Annotated in this window: 4 protein-coding genes; all 4 read left to right on the forward strand. The window is 60.8% G+C overall.

The genetic code is table 11. The features are described 5' to 3' along the window. Positions 1–128: 128 nt before the first annotated feature. A complete protein-coding gene (locus tag QZZ60_RS10915; RefSeq protein WP_295641330.1) occupies positions 129–365 on the forward strand; it encodes a hypothetical protein in 237 nt (78 codons plus the stop codon). 499 nt (positions 366–864) lie between these two features. Then, positions 865–1,518 (forward strand): OmpA family protein, encoded by a 654-nt coding sequence (locus tag QZZ60_RS10920; RefSeq protein WP_295641332.1) that lies wholly within the window; start codon positions 865–867, stop codon positions 1,516–1,518. Between the two features lie 181 nt (positions 1,519–1,699). Further along, entirely contained in the window at positions 1,700–2,161 is a 462-nt protein-coding gene (locus tag QZZ60_RS10925; RefSeq protein ID WP_295641334.1) for a YqaA family protein, read from the forward strand. A 135-nt stretch (positions 2,162–2,296) separates the two neighbouring features. Then, a complete protein-coding gene (locus QZZ60_RS10930) occupies positions 2,297–3,277 on the forward strand; it encodes a P1 family peptidase (RefSeq protein WP_295641336.1) in 981 nt (326 codons plus the stop codon). Positions 3,278–3,679: the final 402 nt, after the last annotated feature.

Genomic DNA, 3,679 nt, shown 5'->3' on the forward strand with positions numbered 1-3,679 from the left:
GCTTCGCCTTTTTGGAACTCCCCGCATAGCGGGGAGTTTTCAGTCTTAAAAAAAATCAGCCTGTTCATATATGGATGAACAGGCTGACCTCATAAGGGAAAACAAGACGAGGAGGGTATGGAAGGTTCATGATTTTCTGCATGACCTGTGATGAACATTGCAACAGGACGCCGCAAAAAGTCACGTTTCAAAATCTTTCATGCGCCGTCCTTCTTTCCATCCATGACGTTGAAGAGAAAAAACTCCTTCATGAGTCCATTCGACGCAATGCATCCCTGCCGCTTCCCCCAAAAGGAACCGTGAATGGCGACCGCATCTTGCCGGTTGTGCCGACGACCACGCGGCAGCGGGGAAAGCGCCTTTGAAAAGCGGCACGCACAGAAAAACCGGTCTGACCGAAGGAGGCGGCGATCAGACCGGAGTTACAAGGGGAAATCCTGAGGGAGGACGGCTGTCGCAAAGGGGAGAAACATCGACTGCCGTCATGATACTTTTTAGCGCATCGGCTGAAAAAGTCACGTTTCAAAGTCTTTCCCCGCATTGAAACATTTTGAAAGGCTCCAGAGAAAAATGCTTCTCAGGTACCGCATGAGCAGCCGATCTCATTCTTCAACGCTATCTCATGGCAATAGTTCATATTTTACCATAAAAGCAAGTCTCTTCGCCGCAAGAGGCCTGTCCGCGGACACCTTCGGCAGGCAAGGCACGCATTTGCGTTTTTCCCCTGTCGCGGATATCCTTAAAAAGGAATTTCAGATTTTCCGGTTCTTCCGCACCAGCACGGGACTGCTCCCGCCGACGAAGAATGATGACACAACGCCCATCTCTCCGCAGGAAGAACGCGGAGAACAGAAGGAACACAGCATGAAAAAAATCTGCACTCTCGGACTCATCGTCACGCTGCTTCTCGGCAGCGGCTGCGCCATGCAGAGCAACACGGGCAAGGGCGCGGCCTACGGTACGGCCGGCGGCGCGGCCGCAGGCGCGATTCTCGGCCAGATCATAGGCGGCAACACCAAGTCCACGCTCATCGGCACCGCGGCGGGCGCCGTCATCGGCGGTCTTGCCGGAACCGGCATCGGCAACATGATGGACCGTCAGGAAAACGACATGCGTCAGGCGCTGGCCAACTCGCAGGCCGTGGCCGTCCAGCGTGAAGGCAACGCCCTCGCGCTCACCTTCAAGAGCGACTTCACCTTCGACGTCAATTCCACCAGCATCCGTCCCGGACTCTACACGGAACTCGACCGAGTGGCGCAGGTGCTTTCCGCCTATCCTCAGACCACCATTCTCGTGGCCGGTCACACCGACAGCTCCGGTTCCGAATCCTACAATCAGCAGCTCTCCGAGCGTCGTGCTCAGAGCGTGAAGAACGCCCTTGTGCAACGCGGCGTCGATGCCTCGAGAATTCAGGCCATAGGTTACGGCGAAAGCTCGCCCATTGCCGACAACAACACGGAATCCGGCCGCCAGCAGAACCGCCGCGTGGAAGTGCGCATCAATCCCATGCAGCAGTAAGCGCCGCTCAGGGCCTTCCGCAGGCCCGGCCCATCCGACGTTCTCTTCGGCAGGGCGCTCCATCGGGCGCCCTGCTTCCGTCTGTTCCGCGCCATCTCTCCTCCCCGGAAGCAAAAAGGACCGCCCCGCCCTTTGATCAAAAAGGACGGCGTCCCGTCATGACTGCCGGAAGAGTCCGCGCATGTTCCCCCTCCTGCCGTCTGTCCGCCCCATCATGAAGGAATATGCGCTCATGTTCGTCGTGGCCTTCGTTTCGGCCACCATTCTTCCCGCCCAGTCGGAAGCGGTGCTGGTCGCCCTCGTTGCCGACGGTGACCAGTCCCCCTGGGCGCTCGTGGCCGTGGCGACCGCCGGCAACAGTCTGGGCTCGGCCACCAACTGGTGGCTCGGCCTGTTTGCCCACAGATTCATGCACGCCCGCTGGTTTCCCGTGTCTCCCGCCCGACTCCTCAAGGCGGAACGCTGGTATCACAAGTACGGCCGCTGGTCCCTTCTTCTGAGCTGGATGCCCGTCATGGGCGATGCGCTTACCCTTGCCGCCGGGGTCATGAGGGAGCCGTTCCGGTCCTTTTTTTCCATCACGCTCACGGCCAAGCTGCTCCGCTACCTCGTGCTGGTCGGGCTTTATCTGGCCGTGGCGTAGACGAGCCTCTCGGCTCGAACGGCCAGACGTCTCTTTTCTCTGCGGCACATTCTGCCCCTGACAGGTCCGCATGACGCTTCCAAAATGGCTGCGCCAAACCTTTTCCTCCGCACAACCGGACGAAGGAGTTTGAACATGGAAAATTTTCTGACTGAAATTCCGCTGAACGCCATACCGGGCTTCAGCCTCGGTCACGCCGAAGACCGGACGGGTCTTACCGGCTGCACGGTGATCCTTGCCGACACCGACATGGCGGCGGGCGTCGATGTGCGCGGCGGCGGTCCCGCATCCCGGGAAACGGAGCTGCTCTCGCCCGTGGCCTCCTGCGAACGCATACACGCAGTGCTTCTCAGCGGAGGCAGCGCCTTCGGACTGCGCGCCGCAGACGGCGTCATGCGCTTTCTGGAAGAGCGCGGACGCGGCTTCGACACAGGATTCGCCCGCGTTCCGCTGGTGTGCGCCTCCTGCCTGTACGACCTTGAAATCGGCGACGCCTCGGCCCGACCCGACGCCGACATGGGCTACCGCGCCTGTCTGGACGCAGCGAACAGACGCGCCGACTGCGGCAGCATCGGGGCCGGAACGGGATGCACCGTCGGCAAGCTGAACGGCACGGCAACCATGATGAAATCCGGCCTCGGCTGCCATGCCGTACGCATCGGAGACGTGTGCGTGGGAGCCGTCGTTGCCGTAAACGCACTCGGCGACGTTTTCGAGCCGGACAGCGGCCGAAAGCTGGCAGGCATGCTCTCGCCGGACAAAAAACGTTTTGCCGACAGCGAAAAGGCACTCATGGCGACCTGTGCGGAGCGCGGGGACAACCTCTTTACGGGCAACACCACCATAGGATGCGTCGTGACCAACGCCGCCTTCGACAAGACACGTCTTAAAAAAATCGCAGCCATGGCCCAGAACGGTCTGGCGCGGACCATACGTCCCGTGCACACCTCCGCCGACGGCGACACCGTCTATGCGCTTTCCACAGGCAACGTGCACGCCAATCAGGACGCCGTGGGGACCCTTGCTGCCCATGTCATGGCAAAGGCCGTCAACGCCGCCGTACTGGCCGCCGAAGGAACGCCGGCCTGCCCCGCCTCCCGCGATCTCAGCTTCTGAAGCTCGCCCGGCCTCGACTGTGGCAAAAAGCTCTCTGCAGGAACACGGCCCCATGTTTCGACGGACTGCGGCGTACATGAGGTGCGCCTCACACAGCATGCCTGATGCCTTCTCCGGACTTCTCTGAGGCTCGGAAAAGACGGCATCGCACGCCCCCGACGCCCCCCCCCAAAAAAAATGCGTGGGGCATGCCCCGCATTTCCCGGTCCGAACGTGCCTTTCTTCTCCGCTCCAAGGAGGCGCCCTTCCCGTATCGGTCCCGGAAAAACGCCGCCGCTGGAGAACCCTTTCCCTTCCGCTACGCAGAAGGCCACATTTCTCCCGCCTTTCCTTCTGGAGCTTCCTTTCCCCATGCAGCCCGTTCTTAACGCACAAAAGGGCCCCGCTCCCAACCGGGAGCGG

It is taken from the genome of uncultured Mailhella sp. (assembly GCF_905187505.1).
GTDB lineage: Bacteria > Desulfobacterota > Desulfovibrionia > Desulfovibrionales > Desulfovibrionaceae > Mailhella.

Coding starts and splice junctions, on each gene's coding strand:
- QZZ60_RS10915 (WP_295641330.1), top strand. CDS start 129: ATGATTTTCTGCATGACCTGTGATGAACATTGCAACAGGACGCCGCAA.
- QZZ60_RS10920 (WP_295641332.1), top strand. CDS start 865: ATGAAAAAAATCTGCACTCTCGGACTCATCGTCACGCTGCTTCTCGGC.
- QZZ60_RS10925 (WP_295641334.1), top strand. CDS start 1,700: ATGTTCCCCCTCCTGCCGTCTGTCCGCCCCATCATGAAGGAATATGCG.
- QZZ60_RS10930 (WP_295641336.1), top strand. CDS start 2,297: ATGGAAAATTTTCTGACTGAAATTCCGCTGAACGCCATACCGGGCTTC.